The 19,771-nt window shown below is 32.6% G+C and carries 21 protein-coding genes; 5 read left to right on the forward strand and 16 right to left on the reverse strand.

The features are described from left to right. Positions 1–465: 465 nt before the first annotated feature. Positions 466–1,701 carry an ABC transporter permease gene (locus F6464_RS13760; RefSeq protein ID WP_151108532.1) on the reverse strand — a complete coding sequence of 412 codons (1,236 nt, stop codon included), beginning with the start codon at positions 1,699–1,701 and terminating at the stop codon, positions 466–468. 106 nt (positions 1,702–1,807) lie between these two features. Here F6464_RS13760 and F6464_RS13765 point away from each other — a divergent pair, with 106 nt between their 5' ends. After that, positions 1,808–3,115, forward strand: coding sequence for an exo-beta-N-acetylmuramidase NamZ family protein (locus tag F6464_RS13765; protein WP_151108533.1), 1,308 nt, complete (start codon positions 1,808–1,810; stop codon positions 3,113–3,115). 52 nt (positions 3,116–3,167) lie between these two features. Here the strand turns inward: F6464_RS13765 and F6464_RS13770 are convergent, their stop codons facing one another. Beyond that, positions 3,168–3,665, reverse strand: coding sequence for a YkgJ family cysteine cluster protein (locus F6464_RS13770; RefSeq protein ID WP_151108534.1), 498 nt, complete (start codon positions 3,663–3,665; stop codon positions 3,168–3,170). 104 nt (positions 3,666–3,769) lie between these two features. On the opposite strand from F6464_RS13770, the gene F6464_RS13775 reads away from it, so the two are divergent. After that, on the forward strand, positions 3,770–4,477 hold the full coding sequence (locus tag F6464_RS13775) for a class I SAM-dependent methyltransferase (RefSeq protein ID WP_151108576.1): 708 nt from the start codon (positions 3,770–3,772) through the stop codon (positions 4,475–4,477). A gap of 7 nt (positions 4,478–4,484) precedes the next feature. On the opposite strand, the gene F6464_RS13780 is transcribed toward F6464_RS13775, so the two are convergent. The 9 genes from F6464_RS13780 to F6464_RS13825 all read right to left on the reverse strand — a co-directional run bounded on the left by F6464_RS13780 (position 4,485) and on the right by F6464_RS13825 (position 12,835). Next, the gene (locus tag F6464_RS13780; RefSeq protein WP_191963396.1) at positions 4,485–5,654 is read right to left on the reverse strand and encodes a M43 family zinc metalloprotease; all 1,170 of its coding nucleotides are present in this window, start codon (positions 5,652–5,654) and stop codon (positions 4,485–4,487) included. Positions 5,655–5,834: 180 nt separating this feature from the next. Beyond that, positions 5,835–6,227, reverse strand: a complete 393-nt coding sequence (locus tag F6464_RS13785; RefSeq protein ID WP_151108536.1) for an energy transducer TonB — start codon at positions 6,225–6,227, stop codon at positions 5,835–5,837. 2 nt (positions 6,228–6,229) lie between these two features. Continuing rightward, complete coding sequence (locus tag F6464_RS13790) at positions 6,230–6,862, reverse strand: 7-carboxy-7-deazaguanine synthase QueE (RefSeq protein WP_151108537.1); 633 nt, start codon at positions 6,860–6,862, stop codon at positions 6,230–6,232. Positions 6,863–7,123: 261 nt separating this feature from the next. Then, the gene (locus F6464_RS13795) at positions 7,124–8,788 is read right to left on the reverse strand and encodes a tetratricopeptide repeat protein (RefSeq protein ID WP_151108538.1); all 1,665 of its coding nucleotides are present in this window, start codon (positions 8,786–8,788) and stop codon (positions 7,124–7,126) included. A gap of 16 nt (positions 8,789–8,804) precedes the next feature. Continuing rightward, positions 8,805–9,734, reverse strand: coding sequence for a substrate-binding domain-containing protein (locus F6464_RS13800; protein WP_225318097.1), 930 nt, complete (start codon positions 9,732–9,734; stop codon positions 8,805–8,807). Between the two features lie 219 nt (positions 9,735–9,953). After that, a complete protein-coding gene (locus F6464_RS13810) occupies positions 9,954–10,745 on the reverse strand; it encodes an energy transducer TonB (RefSeq protein ID WP_151108540.1) in 792 nt (263 codons plus the stop codon). A gap of 17 nt (positions 10,746–10,762) precedes the next feature. After that, complete coding sequence (locus F6464_RS13815) at positions 10,763–11,344, reverse strand: ExbD/TolR family protein (RefSeq protein WP_151108541.1); 582 nt, start codon at positions 11,342–11,344, stop codon at positions 10,763–10,765. Positions 11,345–11,363: 19 nt separating this feature from the next. Then, on the reverse strand, positions 11,364–11,975 hold the full coding sequence (locus F6464_RS13820) for an ExbD/TolR family protein (protein ID WP_151108542.1): 612 nt from the start codon (positions 11,973–11,975) through the stop codon (positions 11,364–11,366). A 41-nt stretch (positions 11,976–12,016) separates the two neighbouring features. Beyond that, positions 12,017–12,835, reverse strand: coding sequence for a MotA/TolQ/ExbB proton channel family protein (locus F6464_RS13825; RefSeq protein WP_151108543.1), 819 nt, complete (start codon positions 12,833–12,835; stop codon positions 12,017–12,019). Between the two features lie 327 nt (positions 12,836–13,162). Between F6464_RS13825 and F6464_RS13830 the strand changes: the two genes are divergently transcribed. The 3 genes from F6464_RS13830 to F6464_RS13840 all read left to right on the forward strand — a co-directional run bounded on the left by F6464_RS13830 (position 13,163) and on the right by F6464_RS13840 (position 15,829). Beyond that, positions 13,163–14,671, forward strand: coding sequence for a helicase HerA-like domain-containing protein (locus F6464_RS13830; RefSeq protein WP_151108544.1), 1,509 nt, complete (start codon positions 13,163–13,165; stop codon positions 14,669–14,671). A gap of 1 nt (position 14,672) precedes the next feature. Then, positions 14,673–15,035: a cupin domain-containing protein gene (locus tag F6464_RS13835; RefSeq protein ID WP_151108545.1), complete on the forward strand. Its 363-nt coding sequence runs from the start codon at positions 14,673–14,675 to the stop codon at positions 15,033–15,035. A gap of 62 nt (positions 15,036–15,097) precedes the next feature. Then, positions 15,098–15,829, forward strand: a complete 732-nt coding sequence (locus F6464_RS13840; protein WP_151108546.1) for an SIMPL domain-containing protein — start codon at positions 15,098–15,100, stop codon at positions 15,827–15,829. A gap of 73 nt (positions 15,830–15,902) precedes the next feature. On the opposite strand, the gene queA is transcribed toward F6464_RS13840, so the two are convergent. The 5 genes from queA to F6464_RS13865 form a co-directional block, all read right to left on the reverse strand. After that, positions 15,903–16,952: a tRNA preQ1(34) S-adenosylmethionine ribosyltransferase-isomerase QueA gene (gene queA / locus F6464_RS13845; RefSeq protein ID WP_151108547.1), complete on the reverse strand. Its 1,050-nt coding sequence runs from the start codon at positions 16,950–16,952 to the stop codon at positions 15,903–15,905. A 155-nt stretch (positions 16,953–17,107) separates the two neighbouring features. Beyond that, the gene (aroA, locus tag F6464_RS13850; protein WP_151108548.1) at positions 17,108–18,373 is read right to left on the reverse strand and encodes a 3-phosphoshikimate 1-carboxyvinyltransferase; all 1,266 of its coding nucleotides are present in this window, start codon (positions 18,371–18,373) and stop codon (positions 17,108–17,110) included. Between the two features lie 78 nt (positions 18,374–18,451). Beyond that, positions 18,452–18,778 carry a nucleotide pyrophosphohydrolase gene (locus F6464_RS13855; protein ID WP_151108549.1) on the reverse strand — a complete coding sequence of 109 codons (327 nt, stop codon included), beginning with the start codon at positions 18,776–18,778 and terminating at the stop codon, positions 18,452–18,454. A 65-nt stretch (positions 18,779–18,843) separates the two neighbouring features. Beyond that, positions 18,844–19,206 carry a VOC family protein gene (locus F6464_RS13860; RefSeq protein WP_151108550.1) on the reverse strand — a complete coding sequence of 121 codons (363 nt, stop codon included), beginning with the start codon at positions 19,204–19,206 and terminating at the stop codon, positions 18,844–18,846. A gap of 92 nt (positions 19,207–19,298) precedes the next feature. After that, on the reverse strand, positions 19,299–19,571 hold the full coding sequence (locus F6464_RS13865) for a muconolactone Delta-isomerase family protein (RefSeq protein WP_151108551.1): 273 nt from the start codon (positions 19,569–19,571) through the stop codon (positions 19,299–19,301). Positions 19,572–19,771: the final 200 nt, after the last annotated feature.

Genomic DNA, 19,771 nt, shown 5'->3' on the forward strand with positions numbered 1-19,771 from the left:
TGTCTAGGAACGTGTTCTTCTTCTTTTATTGCGCTTTCATTCTCAAAGCGGGTGCAAAAGTAAACATTCTTTTCTATCTAACAAGCTTTTTTAAATAATTTTTTTGATTTTATTTCTTAAACCTCGTTATCAGTATTTTATAAGAACATCCCTCTTTCGCGGGGTGCAAAGATAAACACTTATCTTACTTTTTTCCAAAACTTTATTAACCTTTTTTTTACTTTGTTTATAAATCGTTGGACAAGCGTGGGTTGCAACTTTTAAATTTTACTCGCAAAGGCGCTAAGAAACAAAGTTCATTGGAAAAACAAACTGCAAAAGTCTCAAAAGTCATTCAAATGTGCTTTTGAAATCAAATGTCAATAGCCCTGATAGAAGTGGAAATCCTTTTTCTTGCTTCTTTAGCAAGAAAAAGATTGTAACGAATAGCAGGAAATAGCTCCTGATAAAAACAGAGATTTAATTTTATTCGAATTTTATGGCTCTTACTGGCGAAATCTTCGTGATTATGTAGGAAGGAATTAATAGAACTAGCAAACAAATAGTTATTGTTCCTAGATTTAACAACAAAATATAAACCCAATTGAGATATACTGGTGCTTCATTGACGTAATAATTTTCTGGATTTAATTTAATTATTCCGAAATAGTGCTGGATTAAAATTAGTCCTATACCTATTAAGTTTCCCAAAAATAATCCGTGAACTATTAAATAGAAGGCATTATAGAGAAATATTTTTCGAACAGCCCAATTGTTTGCGCCTAAGGACTTGAGGATTCCTATCATTTGTGTTCGCTCGAGAATGAGCACTAATAGAGCCACTACCATGTTTATGGTTGCGACAATAATCATGATTATTAGTATAGTGATGATATTGAAATCGAATAATTGGAGCCACTCGAAGATGTAATAATATTTTTCTTCAATAGTTTTTGAATCAAGAGTAGAACTGGTTTGGGCATAAACTTCCTCTCCTTTTTCTTTAATTTTACTAAAATCATCAATAAAAACTTCGAAAGATCCAATTTGATCTGGTTTCCATTTATTAATGCGTTGCACGTGTCGGATATCTCCTACTATATATGTAGCATCAAATTCTTGAAATCCTGAATTGTAAATCCCTACAACTTGAAAAACTCTCAAATTAGGCAACTGATTGCTTTGCTCTTTCATGAAAAAAGTGTTGCATTTGTCACCCACTTTTAACTGTAATCTATCAGCAAGAAATTGAGAAATGAGGATTTGATTGTTTAAATCATTTGAAAAATTAGGCAATTTTCCTTCGACAAGGTATTCCTCTAGATTTTTCCATTGATAATCTTTTCCTACTCCTTTGAAGATTATTCCTTCAAAAGCAGTTGCGGTTCTAATAATTCCTGCTTTACTAGCAACAGCTTGAATGTGATTGATTCCTTGAACAGCATTAAACTTTGGATAAAAACTTTGGTGTAAAGCAATTGGCGTAATACTAACTTGAGATTGATTATCATCATAATTTGAAATGATAATATGACCATTGAAAGCCGCTATTTTTTCTCTTATTTTTTGTTGTAAACCGATGCCTGTAGCCACCGAGATAATCATCATAACCATTCCGATTGCAATTGCAGCGATTGCAATTTTTATAATAGGACTAGAAATACTACTTTTGCGACTTTTAGCAGTAATTAATCTTTTTGCTATAAAATATTCTAAATTCAATGGTATAGTCTGTTTTGATTTTAATTGATTTGAGTCAAAAATACAGTTTTAGATACTATTATTAATAGATTTAGAGGATTTAATTATTAAAAAGCACATCAATACTATGATTTCTTGTACCGTTTGCATTTCTTTCAAAAATATATTAAGTAAGTCACTTTTACCAGTACTAGTACTCTTGTTTGTAATTTCTTGTAAAACAGCGAAGCCAACAAATTACTCAACCCCAGCCGAAACTACTATAAAAAGCAAAATAAAATCGACAAAATTTTTGACAGGAGCTGACAATATAAAAAGTTATTTTTCTCTTTTAAAAAATAAGAAAGTAGGCATCGTAACCAACCAAACTGGAATGATTGCTTATGATTCTATTTATACTGTTTTTGATACCATATTAGATTCTCATATTGATATTGTAAACAAGAAAACATTACATATTGTAGATTATATTAAAGAAAAAACTAAAATTGAGCTTGTTAAAATCTATGCTCCAGAGCATGGTTTTCGGGGAACTGCAGACGCTGGAGAATTGATTATTGATGGTAAAGACACTAAAACTGGACTTCCAATTATATCGTTATATGGAAACAACAAAAAACCAACTCCTGAACAATTAGCAGGAATTGATGTATTGGTTTTTGATTTACAAGATGTTGGAGCGCGATTTTATACTTACATTTCTTCATTGCATTATATAATGGAAGCTTGTGCTCAGAATAATGTGCAACTTATAATTTTAGACCGACCTAATCCTAACGGAGGAATTGTAGATGGACCACTATTAGAAAAAGAATATAGCAGCTTTGTAGGAATGCATCCAATTCCTGTTTTACACGGAATGACCATAGGCGAATATGCTTTAATGATTAATGGGCAGAAATGGCTTAAAGACAGTATACAGTGTCATTTAAAGATAGTGCCTTGCGAAAATTACCTCAGAAGTATGCCATATAGCTTACCTATAAAACCATCTCCCAATTTACCTAACGATCAATCTATAAATCTTTATGCAAGCTTATGCTTTTTTGAAGGAACTAATGTTAGTGTGGGAAGAGGAACGGACAAACAATTTCAAATTTATGGCTCACCTTATCTACCAAATATAGATTTTTGTTTTGTTCCGATGCCCAATATTGGAGCTAAAGATCCTGTTTATAATGGTATTGATTGTTATGGCGAAGACTTATCTAGCATACCAAAAGTGAAACAGTTAGAATTAAAATGGTTGATGAAAGCCTATAATGAAACCGAAGATAAATCAAAGTTCTTTAATTCATTTTTCACCAAACTAGCAGGGACCAAAAAACTACAACAACAAATTGAGTCTGGCATTCCTGAACCTGAAATAAGAGCCTCTTGGCAAAAAGATTTAGAAGAATTTAAAAAAATGAGAAATAAATATTTAATTTATTAATCCTCTTCCTAGCCCTCTCCGAAGGAGAGAGAGGCTAGAAATTGATTTTTTTTTACAATAGCAATTTTTTTTTCATTTCCTCTACTATATTAAATGCTGCTGGACAAATTGCTACATTCTGCAGAGTCAAATCTGAAATTTGTTGAAACTTTTTTCTATCAGTATGAGGAAATTCTCGACATGCTTTTGGTCTGACATCATAAATAAAACAAGTATTGTCTTTGTCAAGAAACGTGCACGGAACACTTTGCAAAACATAATCCTTGTCTTCATCTATTCGTAAATAGTTATCAATAAATTGTTGTGGTTTTAATCGCAAGTGTTTAGCAATTCGTTCGATATCAGCAAATGTAAAAAGCGGCCCAGTAGTTTTACAGCAATTAGCACATGACAAACAATCCGTTTTTTTAAATTCGGTATCGTGCAATTCTTGCATGATATAATCTAAATTCTTGGGTGCTTTCTTTTTTAGCTTATCGAAATACTTTTTGTTTTCGATATGCTTATCTTTGGCGAGCTTTTGAATTTCATTTAATGACGGCTTGGGCATTATTATTGTTTTTCTTTTGCAAATTTAAACAACTTCTATATTAATAACTAAAAAACTGGAGGAATGATTGCTTTGCTTTTGCCTTTTAACTCCTAGCAATGACTATGAAAGATCTTTTCGGAAAAGCGATTCTTGACTATCAAACTAATAATTCACCTGAAGATTTAATTACAGAAACCTCCATTTCCGAAGAAGACGAAATGAGTGTTGCTTATTTATTTAGGGATTTTGAAGCCATGCCAAAACTAGAACAAAAGGCATTAAAATTAGCCAAAGGGAATATTCTCGATGTAGGTTGTGGTGCCGGGAGTCATAGTTTGTATTTGCAAAATGAATGCAATTTTGATGTTACTGCTATCGATATTTCTGAAAATGCTATTAAAGCTTGCTCACTGCGTGGATTGAAGAAAACTAGAGTTCAAGATATAATGACTTTAGAAAACGAAAAGTATGATACCATTTTACTTTTAATGAACGGAGCTGGAATGTGTGGTAAGTTAAAAAATGTTTCTAAATTTTTATTGAAATTGAAATCACTATTAAATGAAAACGGACAGATTCTACTTGACAGTTCTGACATTATTTACATGTTTGACGAAGATGAAGATGGCGGAAAATGGATTCCTTCACAACATTCCTATTATGGTGAAGTCGTTTTTAATATTAGCTACAAAGGTCAAAAGGAAGACACTTTCGATTGGATGTATATTGATTATAATACTTTACAAAATGCAGCCTCAGCAAATAGTTTAAATTGCGAATTGGTTTTAGAAGGCGAACATTATGATTATTTAGCAAGGCTTTTTTATTAGCCAAACCTTATTTCTTAATAATTTTATCTGATTTTAAAAATTTACCTTGATTATAAATTCTCAGATAATATGTTCCTCTAGGAAATTCCTCTATATTAATTTCATTATTGGTTTGAATTAATTTTTGAGTTTTTACTAATTGCCCTAAAACAGTATAAATTTCAACTTTATCTATTTGAATTTGAGGAGAAGTAATCATGAAATATTGAGAAACAGGATTTGGATATAGCGCTATTGCATTTATTGCTTCGAAATCGTTTAACCCTAAATTACCACAACCGTTAGAAGTTAACAAACTCAATCTGGGTCCAGCCAATATATTTCGCATTACTTCTTTTTGCCCTAACGTAAAAAAAGCCATACAAGCGTCATCTACATAATCCATATAATTCATAAACATAGAGCCGTTTGTTGTAGTTACGCAAGCATACTGATTACTAGGAAATGTAGGACAATCACCATAAGAATCGAATGTTTCTGGGGTATCTGCAATACCATCACCAAAACCACAGGAATCATTACCATCTGCCCAAGGATGAAGTAAACCTAAATAATGTCCTATTTCATGAGTTACAGTCCTTCCTTTTCTATGCGGTGTAACTGCTGTACCCGAAGTTCCAAAAGCTTTATAACTTATAATTATTCCGTCATTATCCTGAACAGGAATAGTTGGAGGAATAGCAAACCCTAAAAGACCAAGTTTATCAATATCTGTAAAACTACCCACCCAAACATTCAGATATTTTGAAGTATCCCAAGGAGTTTGACCTGAACTAGTAGAGTATTCTTCTTCAAACACAAAGGTATCTGGCACTAATTTTCTTGTAATACCTGTCGTAACAGCTCCGTTAGGATCTATTGTTGCTTTGCAAAAATTAATTTCTATATCGGCTGCAAAAGGTTTAAAAACAGTAGGAACAACAGTGCTAAAATCAGTATTTAATTTTCTGAAGTCTTTATTAATGACATCTAGTTGCGATTGTATTTGAGCTTCACTAATATTTTGATTGGTGTTTTTATATAAAACATGAAACACTACAGGTATAGTAATTATCGTATTTGTTAAGCTGCTTTGTCTGCTATATACATTTTTTTGTGGATTAGGATTATAAATAAAATCTTTCATCTCTTTGTATTTTGCAGCAAACCCTGGTTTGTTTTTAATTAGATTTTGCAATTTAGTATCGGTCCCGCATTTTTTTTGTGCGAAAATCAAGTTAGAAAACAGTAGTAAAAAAAGAATGCAAATCTTATTCATAATAATTTATTTCATCCACAATAATACAAAATATTTATGGGATACTTTATTATTGAACTCTTATTTAACAATTCAATAAATTATTAAGGAATTGTGATTTCATTTGGTTTGAATGGGTATTGGTATAGTATACAAAACCCTCACTCGCTTGCCATTTTTTGTTCCAGCGTTCCATTTTGGAGAAAGTTGCATGACTCTTTCGGCTTCTAAGCCAGAGCCAAAACCAACATCTTTTAATGTTTTAATATCGGAAATTGAACCGTCAACTTCAACAATAAAGGATACAAATATTTTTCCTAATAGCTGAGGCACATTTGGTTTTTTAAAGTTTGTATCGAAAAACATGTAAAAATTATCGATTCCACCAGGAAAACTTGGCGGATAGTCCACTGCATCTACTTCAAAAACATCTTCTACTGGAATTGAAGTTTGCTCTTGCGCACTACCAATTTGAAATAAAAAAAGAAAAGAAAGTAAGACTATATTTTTCATATTTAAGGTATATTCAAATATTTATGAGTTTGTAAAGAAACGCGCCATTTTGGGTTCTTCATAACATAATCTACAATAAGTGGTGTCATTTCTTCTTTTTTGCTCCACTCTGGCTGTAAAAATAATATGGCATTTTTATTAACTTTTTCCGCTTGTTCTTCGGCAAAAATAAAATCATGTTTGTTGTAGATAATTACTTTTAATTCGTGAGCATTATCATAAACAGTTGCTGTTGGCAACATGTTTTTCTTAGGAGAAAGACAAATCCAGTCCCAATTTCCGGTTAAAGGATACGCTCCTGAGGTTTCTATATGCACTTTCAAATTCTCGTTTTTAAGATTTTGAGTCAATAAAGTCATATCCCACATTAAAGGCTCTCCACCTGTTACTACAACAGTATCCGCAATATTTTTAGCATTGGTGACGATTTTATTAATAGCTGTTGGTGGATGCAAAGCGGCGTTCCAACTTTCTTTTACATCACACCAATGGCAACCTACATCACAACCGCCAATTCTAATAAAATAGGCTGCTGTTCCCGTATGAAAACCTTCGCCTTGAATGGTATAGAACTCTTCCATCAGCGGAAGCATTGTTCCTTTTTCGACTGCTACTTGAATTTCTTTTGCTAACATTTGTTGTAAATAAAGTGCAAAGATAGGGAATTGAATTTGGGATTTTAGATTTAGGATTTAGGAATTGTAGAAATGCCGTAAATTAATCTTTAGCCCTGATGAAAATGGAAATCCAACGTTATTGCGAGGGTACGAAGCAATCTCGTGGATTGTAATGGACAGCAGGTAAAAGGTATTGTAAAAATACCTAAAACCGATGCTCCTAAAAACAGAAAACCGATTATTTGGTAACAATCGGTTTTCTTAAATTATATTGAAAGTTTATTTTAATGTTGCTAAAGATTCGGTTGCGTACTGATTTGTTGGATCTAAAGTTAACGTTTTATTGAAATATTCTTTTGCTTTAACCTTATCGGTATTGGCATAATTAGCTGCAATTAAATTGTAGGATTCTATGAACTTATTTTTGTTTTTAGCAACTTCCTCAGGGCCTTTTTCAGTAACAATTCTAATGTATTCCTCATAAAATTTAGCCATCATTTCATCATTTTCTAACAATCTGTTTGTTCTTGCTCTATAAATGTAGGCATCCTGAGTAGTAGGCGAAGCTTCAATCACTCTTGCAAAAGCGGCATCGGCTTTTTGAAGTGCAATTGGGTCAACTTTTACCACATCTTTTTTAGTATTGCTAAAGTAGATAGAATTTCCTAAGTAAAAATTGTCTAATAAAAAATTTCTAGATTCTGGATTCGTAACAGCAATTTCATAGATGGCAGCGGCTTCTCTGTATAATTTTTGTTCGTAGAGTTTCTTACCTATTTCACTTAAATCATTGGTCATAGAAATTTCCATTTCTACTGATTTTTTAATATCGGCAACACCTGCTTCAAAAACAGTTTGATCAACTATTTTAGTTTCTAAATTGTTTGCTTTTTTAAGCTTGGCTAAACCCAAATACAAATAATCTCTTGCAATTATTTTATTGCTAGGATTTGCAATGAAATCTTGAAGCGATTTTATAGCCACATCTATATTACCGTTTTCATAAGCCGAATATCCTAAATAGCGTAAAATTCTTGGATTTACGTTATCTAATTCTTTCATTTTATTGGCTTCGATTTCTAATGATTTATAATCTTTTGCTAAGATTAAGAAATCGGCATGGCGCATACGTGATGTAAGCGAATAATCGGTCATACTCAGATATTTTTCATAATAACCAAGAGCTTTTTGAATGTATTCGTTGTATTTTTTAGGCTCATTATTTCCCCAATAGTAGTAAGTTTCGGCTAATTCCCTGTATACTGGTCCGTAATTCGGATTTGTTGCAATTACATTATCAAATGATTTTACTGCTTCGGTATAGGCTTTAGCACCTTTTAACAGAACCCCTAATTGCATATTGGCTCTAATTAAAGTATTGTCTGTCCCAAAAGCTGATCTGTAAGCTGCATAGGATTCATTTTGATTTTTATCTCCGTAAAAGGCATCACCAAAAGCCAACTGTAAGTTAGCATCATTAGGATTAACCAATTTAGCTTTGTTTAATATCGCTATAGCTGCTTTATAATCAGGCTTATTCGCATTCATATATGCTCTAGCAATATAAATATATTCTTCGATGTCTTTTTTCTTGAGGTCTTTAGTTGCCAAAGCAAAGTTAGCTTGAGCTGCTACTGCATTATCGTTGTCTAAATCTAATTGACCTAAACCAATGTAATTAAGTTTCGCGCCATCTGAAGCTGTTAATCCTTTTTGAAAATATATTTTAGCAGAATCTTCAATATCTTGTTTGAGATAAATATTTCCTAAAAGAAAAAAAGCTTTGCCGTTACTAGGTTTTGACTGAATAAGTGTTTTAATCATTATTTTGGCTTTTTCATACTGTTCAGCATCGATAGTTTTCTTTGCTAATTCAATATCTTGAGCGTTAGTTCCTGTTATGGTTGCTAATACTAAAAAGCTAAAAATTTTAAATGTATTCATCGTTTTTAAATTAATTTTATTTTTTATCATTACTGATTTCTTTGCGAATATAAAGTTTTCTCGAAGGAAAAGTTACAGGAACAAGTCCTGACTTCAATACGATTCTTTGCCCAATATCACCCGCTATAAATGATGCAAATCCCATTCCTAAGCCTGAATATCCCTGACAATTTATAATATACAAATCACGTGCCAAAGGATATTTGCCTTCCGCAATATTATTTTGAGTTGGGCTATAGTAATTGATGTTGTTGATGTCTTTTACCTCTAACACATTTATTTTATCTATATAGCTCTGCATTTCAGGAATTGGTTCAAAAACACAATTTACACCAACTACACCAATCATTCCATTGTTTTGCGAAACGTATTTTAAAACTTCATCATTTGTTTTAAATGAAAAAACGCCATTCTCAGGCAAGTTTTTTATACCTGCTTTTTCACAAATAAATCTGGCAGTACTTGAATTTGGATTATCAAAAACCAACCCTTTAATTTTTGATTGCTTTTTATTTTGAACAAAATCAATTACTTCTTGTAACGCTATTAATGTATCTTTATTATTTTTGTTCGCTATTAATGCAATTGCGTCTTTTGCAAAAAGTGTGGTTTTAGGAATTAACTTTTTATTTTCAAAAAAAGTGGTTTCTTGTTTTGTTAAAACTCTCGAAAGTATGGCAATTCGAGAACTATTATTTAATAACGATTGAATCACTTCTTTTTCTGACTTTACTGCAATGTTAATTTTCGCTTTGTAAAGACTTTCGAAAACTTGAATTTGGGATTCAATAATAGGCTTCAAGGTTTCATCAACTTCAATTGTTGTATTACCAGTTAATATAGTTTCATTTGCATTTTTAGTTTCTGATTTTTGATTGCAGGAAACAAAAAATAAGATAAAAAAAACTCCTATAATTTTAAAATACATCTTCATTTTATTCTTCATTAGAATTAAAAAAACGCATAAATCGAAAAAAAGAATACACTATTAGAACAATTCCGAAAGCTACTCTATAGCTAGGTTTCATGTTTATAGGGAATTCTTTCCAAAAAATGATAACTAACCCAAGTACTAGATATAACAAGAAAAAAAGTATTCCTATAACGAGAAGAAACCGCTCTTTTAGCGATTTCTTCTTGAAATTAATTATTGTTTTTTCAAACATTATTCAGCCGATTGTATATTGATTGGCAACGAATAAAGAACTCTAACTTTCTTTCCGTTTTGCTCTCCAGGTGACCATTTTGGACAAGATTTCAAAACACGAATTGCTTCTTTACCTGTTCCGTAACCTATATCTCTAATAACTTTAATATCAGTTAGTGAACCATCTTTTTCTACAACAAAAGAAACAAACACTTTTCCTTTTAGTCCTTCTTCTTCAGGAGTTTGGTAATTTTTACCTACAAATTTGTAGAATTTTTCCATTCCACCTGGGAAATCTGGTTTAACCTCAATTCCTGCAGTGTTATAAACTGAATTATCTTCTTCGACTACGTCTTTTGGTCCGTTACCCACAGGTTCAACGGTTAATTCAGCATCTGGATCACCTTTAATAGTTTCAGCACCGATTTTCTTGTCTTTAATTTCTTCAATTTTTGGTGGCTCTTCAGTAACTTCATCCGCTTTAGCTACAACAGGCTTTACAAATTTTACTTGATCTACCTTTGGCGGTGGCGGTGGTGGTGGTGGAATATTTTCTTTAGGTTGCTCTTTAGGTGGTAATTTTACTGTAGTGATTTTTATATCTCTATTTTCATCAGCATCAGAAGAGTCAGGTAATAATTTAGCAATTAGTGGAGCACCTATAGACAGTGCGAAAATTAATGTTCCAATTACAAGTGCTCTTACAGATGTCTTAGAATTCGTTTTTCTCAATTCGTAAGCACCGTAACTTTTGTTTCGTCCTTCAAAAACAATCTCTAACCATTGTCTTTTAAATAAGTCTAATTTCATGTTTCTTAATTATTAGGTTATTGGGGTAAAGGATTACTTTTTTTACCATCTAACAATGCTGCTTCTTCAGGAGTAAACTCAGGAACAATTGCATAGGTTTCAACACCAGCAATTACCATTTCATCAAGTATATCTACAAGATTACGATAATTCGATTTCTTAGTAGGCTTTATAATTACGATAATTCCGTCTTTTGGTTTTCCTTTAGCCGCAGAATACTCTAAAACTAATTTCTTTCTTTTAAGCAATTCTTCACGAATTCCGCCTTTTCCATATGCAAAATCTTTTGGAGCTCCACCAGCAACAGGAGTTGCAAGTAAACCAACATAACGAATTATTTTGTTGTTATCTCCCAACATAATAGTCATGGTTCTATTTTCATCTACTTTTACGGGAGGTGTTTTATCTTTAGGATCTTTATCTGGCAACCCCAAACTCATGGATTGAGGTTTAGACAAAGTGGTAGTAAGCATAAAGAATGTAATTAATAAGAAAGCCAAATCTACCATAGCAGTTAAGTCTACTTTAGAGTTTTGTTTTTTACTTCTTACTTTACCACCTTTTCCGCCACCACCGTCGCCGGTATTTAATTCAGCCATTTTAGTGTATGTTTTTTAATTATTTTTCTTTACCTCTCAAACCTGTAACTAGGCTAAAGCTATTTATTTTTTGCTCTTGTAAAATATCCATTACTTTTCGAATCGCTGGATATTCTTCCTTTGCATCGCCTTTTATAGCAATTTGCAATTCTTTATCGTTAACTTCAATATTAGCGATACGAGCATTCTGAACCCAATCTGCTAACTGATTGTCTAATGAATCTTTAGGAATTCCTGGCTGATTGGCTTTAGACCTATCGGCACTTTTCATATCCAAAATTTGTTTTAAACTTTGAACGGGAACACCAAAACTTTCCATTAATGCAAACTTATCCATGTCTGAATCAGAGAAATTTACTTTGTATTTTTGAGCCATTAACTCAAGAGTTCTTTTACGAATCTCTCTTCCTTTTAAGTCAAAAAACACTTTTCCTTTCCCAACTGTTAATGTTGCTAAATCAGTTTCAGGCAACTTTGTTTGAACTGTAGATGCCGGAGTATCAACAGGTAAAACTTCAGGTACTTTAGCTGTAGCAGTCAAAATAAAGAATGTAAGCAATAGAAACGCTACGTCACACATGGCCGTCATATCGGTGCCTGTTGACTTTTTTTTCATTTTTATTTTAGCCATTTTTTTATATATTATTTAATGTTTTGAACATCAAAACATTACTATTGTTTTAAACTTCCTCTGAATCTTCTGTAAGTATTTACAATAGTAGTACCCGCTTCATCAATTGAGTATGTTAAATCATCAATTTTAGAAGTAAATAAATTGTAAGCAATAATGGCTAATACAGAGGTAGAAATACCAGTTGCTGTATTGATAAGTGCCTCAGAAATACCTGTTGCAAGTGCAGCTTGATCAGGAGTACCCGCGCTTGCTAATGCCCCAAACGCTTTAATCATACCTGATACTGTACCTAATAATCCTCCAAGTGTTCCTAAAGAAACTAAAGTCGAAATAATAGTCATATTTTTTTCAAGCATTGGCATTTCAAGTGAAGTTGCCTCTTCTATTTCTTTGTGAATTGTTTCAGCAGCTTCTTCGCTATTAAATCCTTCTTTTTTAACGTCTTGGTATTTTACTAAAGCCGAACGAATTGCATTTGCAACTGATCCTTGTTGTTTGTCGCAAACTCCAATGGCCTCATCTATTTTACCCTCTTTAATATCACCCTGTACTTTTTTCATAAAAGCATCTAGATTTCCTTTCCCAGCAGCTTTAGCTATAACAAGAAATCTTTCAATAGAAAACACTACAACCATTAATAACATTCCTAATAATACCGGAACAATAAATCCTCCTTTGTAAACCATTCCTAAAGTATTTATTGGATGTCCTTTTTCTGGATCTCCTCCTTCAAAATTCGACGCAGCTCCCATTAGAAATTTCCATACAAAAAATCCTACAACAACACAAGCTACAATGATAATAGTCGAGATCATTCCTCCACCGTTTGAACTGCTTTCTTTTTTAACGTTTGCCATTTTTTTTAATTTTAATAGTTTTAATAATTTATATTTCAGTTGATTTTAAACTTCATTAAGGACAAATTTAATTTTTTAGTTTAAATAAAAAAACTTTTTTCTATTTTTAAATTGTTATTTGTAGCAAAAACGTTTTCGTGCCTAATTTATTGCGTGAAACAGCATAAATCTTCTTTATTTAAAAATCATTAAAAACAAATCATAACCAAGGATTTAGGATACTTTTTTGTTGATAATTGAATACGAATTGGATAATAAATTCATGAAAAGATATTTTTAAAAATTATTAGTATCTTGCGTAGATTTTAATTTTCAATTTTTTTAAGGATGTCCAAAAAAGACAATTTCATTCAGATTTTAAACGAAGGGTATACTTCAAAAGGGGGAAGCATCATTTTAGGAGGAGCTATGCTAGATGGTGAAGCAATTAGTAATGTTCATGTTAAGATTCCCCTTAAAACACTCAACCGTCACGGACTAATTGCTGGAGCAACTGGTACAGGAAAAACTAAAACTATTCAAGTCTTATCTGAACAATTATCATCCTTTGGCATTCCTGTGTTAATGATGGATATAAAGGGTGACTTTAGTGGAATTGCAAAAGAAGGTGAAGAAAAATCATTTGTAACAGAACGGCATCAAAAAATAAATATACCCTATTCCACATCAAGCTTTCCTGTTGAACTACTCACTTTATCACAACAAAATGGTGTTCGGCTTCGTTCAACCATTTCGGAGTTTGGCCCAGTTCTATTTTCAAGAATTCTCGATTTAAATGATACGCAATCAGGAGTAATTTCAGTTATTTTTAAATATTGTGATGATCATAAAATGCCACTTTTAGATTTAAAAGATATTAAAAAAGTAATCAATTATATTACTGAAGAAGGAAAAGAAGAAATTGAAGAGAGTTACGGGAAGATTTCTGCCTCAACAACAGGCACTATTTTAAGAAAAATTATCGAATTAGAGCAACAAGGAGCTGACTTATTCTTTGGCGAAACTTCTTTTGACATTAATGATTTGCTTCGCTTTGACGAAAATGGAAAGGGTTATGTAAATATTATTCGCTTGACAGACATTCAAGACAAACCAAAATTGTTTTCTACATTTATGTTGAGTTTATTGGCTGAAATTTATCAGCAAATGCCAGAAAAGGGAGATGCTGACCAACCAGAATTGGTCTTGTTTATTGACGAAGCACATTTAATTTTTAATGAAGCTAGTAAAACTTTATTAGATCAAATTGAAACTATTGTTAAGCTTATTCGTTCTAAAGGAATTGGTGTGTTTTTCATCACCCAAAACCCTATGGACATTCCTAGTGGCGTTTTAGCACAATTAGGATTGAAAATTCAACATGCATTAAGAGCATTTACAGCCAATGATAGAAAGGCAATTAAAATGACAGCCGATAATTATCCAACTTCAGAATTTTATAAAACTGATGAGCTTATCACTTCTCTTGGAATTGGAGAAGCATTGGTAACTGCTTTAAATGAAAAAGGAATCCCAACACCGCTTGTAGCGTCAATGATGCGAGCACCGCAAAGCCGAATGGATATTTTAACTGAAGCTGAAATTACTGAAATTAATTCGAAGTCGAAATTAGTTCGAAAATACAACGAAGAAATTGATCGTGAGAGTGCTTATGAAATGCTAACAAAAAAAATCATTTCGGATCAAGAGGAAATTACAGAAGCACAAGTGGAAAAAGAGAACAAACCAGAACCTAGCACTGCCGAAGTAGTGACTAAATCGGTTTTGAAAGTAGTTACTAGTGCTACTTTTATTCGTGGAGCTTTTGGTATTTTAATGAAGATATTAAAAAAATAACATGAAAAAATATTTTGTTCAAAAATCACCTTTTGTAGTTCCTACCTCTGACGGGAAACTTATAGAAGAGCACCACGGAATTCCAACCACAGGAAACTCCGAAATTTCTATTGCTCACATGATTGCACCCCCACATTGGAGCGAACCTTTTCAAACGCCTGAATTTGATGAATATACCTACGTGATTTCAGGCAAAAAACAGTTTATTATTGAAGGCGAAATTGTTACATTAGAAACAGGCCAATCAATAAAAATAGAAAAAAATACCAGAGTACAATACTCTAACCCGTTTGAAGAACCTTGCGAATATATTGCCATTTGCAAGCCCGCATTTGATTTTATGAAAGTACATCGAGAAGATTAATTATTTATCTTAAAATACATTCAACAAAATTGGCATACCTTTATGTCATTAAAACCATTTTTATGAAAACCAATGCTAATTCTATCATTATTGCAGTTGCTATAATACTTTCGGCTTATCTATTCTCAAATGCTTTTCAAAACAGGAATCAAAGTAATGATACGATTAGTGTTACGGGATTAGGAAAAAAAGATTTTACTTCTGATTTAATTGTTTGGAGCGGTTCTTTTTCTAAGAAAAGTTTCACTCTAAAAGAAGCCTATGCCTCCTTAGATGCTGATAGAGCAAAAATAAAAAATTACTTATCCTCTAAAGGAATTGCTGACTCAGAAATTGTTTTTTCGGCAGTAAGTTTTAATAAAGATTTTGAGACTACTTACAATGAAAATGGTACTTTAAAACAACAATTATTTACTGGTTTTACGTTAACTCAAAATGTTACGATACAATCTAAAGAAGTGAACAAAATTGAAGATATTTCTAGACAATCTAGTGAACTTATTAACTCTGGCATTGAGTTTTACTCTAATGCACCTGAATATTATTATACTAAACTGGCGGAATTAAAAATACAAATGATTGCAGAAGCTACAAAAGACGCCAATATTAGAGCAAAAAGTATTGCCGAAAATGCAGGAGCTGGTTTAGGAAACTTAAAAAAATCGGATATGGGGGTTTTTCAAATTACGGGACAAAACTCGTCTGAAGATTTTTCGTATGGAGGTTCGTTTAATACTTTTTCAAAAAATAAAACAGCAAATATTACTGTAAAGCTAGTCTACCAAGTAGATTAAAATTTCTTTTTTACAACAAAAAATCTCGTTATTACTAACGAGATTTTTTTATATATAAATGTTATATCGTTCTTTAGATAATTAACATCGCATCACCGTAAGAATAAAACTTGTATTGCTCTTTGATAGCTTCTTCATATGCTTTTTTCATTAAATCATGACCGCAAAATGCTGAAACCATCATCATTAAAGTAGATTTTGGAGTATGGAAATTCGTAATCATACAAGTAGCAATGCTAAAATCGTGTGGAGGAAATATAAATTTATTTGTCCAACCATCAAAAGGGTTTAATGTTCTTGCTGACGAAACCGAACTTTCTATGGCGCGCATTGAAGTTGTTCCTACAGCACAAATACGTTTCTTTTTTTCTTTTGCACTGTTCACAATATCGCAAGCTGCTTGTGATATACGCAACTCTTCCGAGTCCATTTTGTGTTTTGATAAATCTTCAACCTCAACTGGATTGAAAGTTCCAAGACCAACGTGTAATGTTACTTCGGCCAATTTTACTCCTTTTATCTCTAATCTTTTCAATAAATGTTTGGAGAAATGCAAGCCTGCAGTAGGAGCCGCAACAGCACCTTCTTCTTTAGCATAAATGGTTTGATAACGCTCCGCATCTTCAGGAGTTACTTCACGATTGATGTATTTAGGAATTGGAGTTTCGCCAAGTTCTGTTAATTTATTTCTGAATTCATCATAAGAACCATCGTATAGAAAACGAAGGGTTCTACCACGTGAAGTTGTATTATCAATTACTTCGGCAACTAATGAATCGTCATCACCAAAATACAATTTGTTTCCGATTCTAATTTTACGAGCCGGATCAACTAAAACATCCCAAAGGCGTTGCTCTGAATTTAATTCTCTTAATAAAAAGACTTCTATTCTAGCGCCTGTTTTTTCTTTATTTCCGTATAAACGAGCTGGAAAAACTTTAGTATTATTTAAAATTAATACATCTCCATCTCCAAAATAATCAATAACGTCTTTGAATGTTTTATGCTCAATAGTTTTTTTCTCTCTATTAATAACCATCAAACGTGATTCGTCCCTATTTTCTGCTGGATATTCTGCAAGAAGTTCTTTTGGTAAATTGAATTGAAAATGTGATAATTTCATCTTTATATTTTTAGATTTAGGATTTAGGATTTAGGACATTTATAATCCCAAATTTTTAAATCGTGTGCAAATATACGATTGTGAGATAGGCGTTGTCAAGTGTTTCGAGGATTATTTTAAAAAAACCAATGCCACAAAGGCACAAGGGCAATAAATTAGATGTAATTTATTTCCGAAATTTGACCCGAGGCATCGCCGAACGGAGCGCAGCTAAACCCTAAGCCTTTTAAATCTTCCCAAAAATCAGGATAGGATTTCGAAACCACTTCTGCATTTTCTATATTTATGGGTACTTTTAAAGCTAATGGTGCAAAAGCCATTGCCATTCTATGGTCGTTATAGGTAGCAATCGTAACATTAGGATTAATTTGGTTTGAAGCTACAAGCGTTAAACTTTCATTAGTAACCGTAATGTTTGCGCCAAGCTTTGTAAGCTCAATTCGCAATGCCTCTAACCTATCGGTTTCTTTAATTTTTAATGTGTGAAGCCCTGTTAAATGACAGCCTATTCCAAGACCTAGACAAGTAACTACTATTGTTTGGGCTATATCTGGAGTATGATTCAAATCTAAATTTAAAGTCTCGAGTTTAAAGTTAGGCAACTTGACCAAAGTCATTTTGTTTTCTTCAAAACGGGTCTCCACTCCCATTTTAGCATAAATTTCAACTAAAGCAGAATCACCTTGCAAACTCGATTTGTTATAACTTGATAAAGTTATAGAAGCCTCTTGTGACAAAGCCACTATACTAAAAAAGTAGGATGCTGAACTCCAATCTGATTCAACTGTTATCGTTTGTGGCTTTAAAGATGTTGTTAATGGTTTAACTGTTATAGTATTCCCTTCAAAATGGGTCACTACTCCTATTTCATGCAACAAAGCTAATGTCATTTTAATATACGGAATAGAGGTGATTTCGCCCACTAAATTCAATTCAATTCCATTTTTTAATTTTGGAGCTACTAACAGCAAAGCCGAAATGTATTGACTGCTTACATTAGCAGGAATGCTCACTTTATTAGCAGTTATTTTTTGTCCTTTTATTCGAATGGGCGGATAACCCTCTTGATTTTCATATGAAATTTGTGCTCCTAATTGTTGTAAGGCTTCGACCAAAACTTTTATAGGGCGCTCGGTCATGCGTTGCGAACCTGTTAAAATAACTTCTCTGCCTTCATTTACAGCAAAATAAGCTGTTAGAAAACGCATGGCTGTTCCTGCGTGATGAATGTCTACTAGAGATTCATTGCCTTTTAGGGCTTTTTGCATTACCTCACTATCATCCGAATTTGAAGTATTGGCTAAAGTAATATTCGGAAACAAAGCCTGTAATAGTAATAGTCGGTTAGTTTCAGATTTAGAACCCGTAATTGAGATTGAAGCTGGAAGTTGGAGGCTGGAAGCCTGTAAAAATAGGTTCATTTTTTTATTATTTCACAGAAAGTGCAAATATAGGTATAGAAACATTAAACTTCCAACTCCCAACTCCTAACTTCCATCTTATTTTAATTTGTCATTATTCTTATGGCGGTCTTTATCCCGTATTGACTTTAAGTCCATTTTCTTGTCGAAAGCGGCTTGCAAATCGATTCCGGTTTGGTTGGCGAGACATAAGACTACAAAAACCACATCGGCCAATTCCTCGCCTAAGTCTTTGTTTTTATCTGATTCTTTTTCCGATTGTTCTCCATAACGTCGGGCAATAATACGGGCTACTTCGCCTACTTCTTCAGTAAGTTGTGCCATGTTTGTAAGTTCGTTAAAGTAGCGCACACCGTGTTCTTTTATCCAAGTATCTACTTCGAGTTGGGCATTTTTTAGGTTCATGTCATTGTGTTTTGTTAATCATTGCGTTTTGTTAGCCATTGCGTTTCCCCGAAGCACCTGCATTTTTATATAAACTCGCCAAAATGCCATAGAATTCCTGATGGGTCGTGCAGAAAACATTCTCTTCCCCAATCTAAATTTTTAATTTTTGTTAGTCGTACCGTTGGATATTTAGCGGGTAAATCTAAGGCCGATAGTTCGTTCCAGTAGCGCGCTACATTGTCTACTTCTAAAAAAACCATGGTATTGTCTATCCAATCCTTAACATAGGCATCCTGCAAATAAAACCCTATTCCTGCAGTACTAAAATAGGACATATTAGGACTTAAAATACTTTCCTTAAAACCCAAGTCTCTATAAAAACTGCGAGAAATTTCAAAGTTTTCGGCGCCTAAAAACGGTCGAATGGAGGTAGCTTTGTGTTGCATGATTTTTGTTTTTTTATGTTATTGTAAACATTTTGCAAGTTTGCTTCGTTTTTTTTAAAAAAACTGACGCTATGGTATTGTTATAACTCGTGCTATTGATTAATGCTGTTAACCACCCTCACTGGAATAATTTCAATTTTCATGTAAGGATAATAGGGTAAAGCTGAAAGTTTTGAATGCACATCCTCAGGATCTGTAGCCATCATTACGATATAAATACCAGACATATCGAGTTTAATAAAATTATTTACAATAGTTCCATTCTGTTCTAACTCTTTTACAACCTCTTGCTCTCTTGGGAGTAGTTTCATTCTTGTTTCGTTATCTAATCCTTCTAAAAGGATATTAAGCATAAATTTTTTCATTTTTTTAGTCTTTTTTGTTTAATTGATAATCTTAAATCAGGAGTATCATTTATAGGTAAATTTCCTTATAATTTGCTACTAACGATTCCGATGCTTTGCTCGGATTTTGGGACTAAGTTAATATTTTTCTTTCGGATTATCACTTTTATTTCAAATACAAAACCAACTTCAAATTAAGCTCTAAAACCTCAATTTCTTAA

The organism is Flavobacterium luteum (assembly GCF_008806775.1).
Lineage (GTDB): Bacteria > Bacteroidota > Bacteroidia > Flavobacteriales > Flavobacteriaceae > Flavobacterium > Flavobacterium luteum.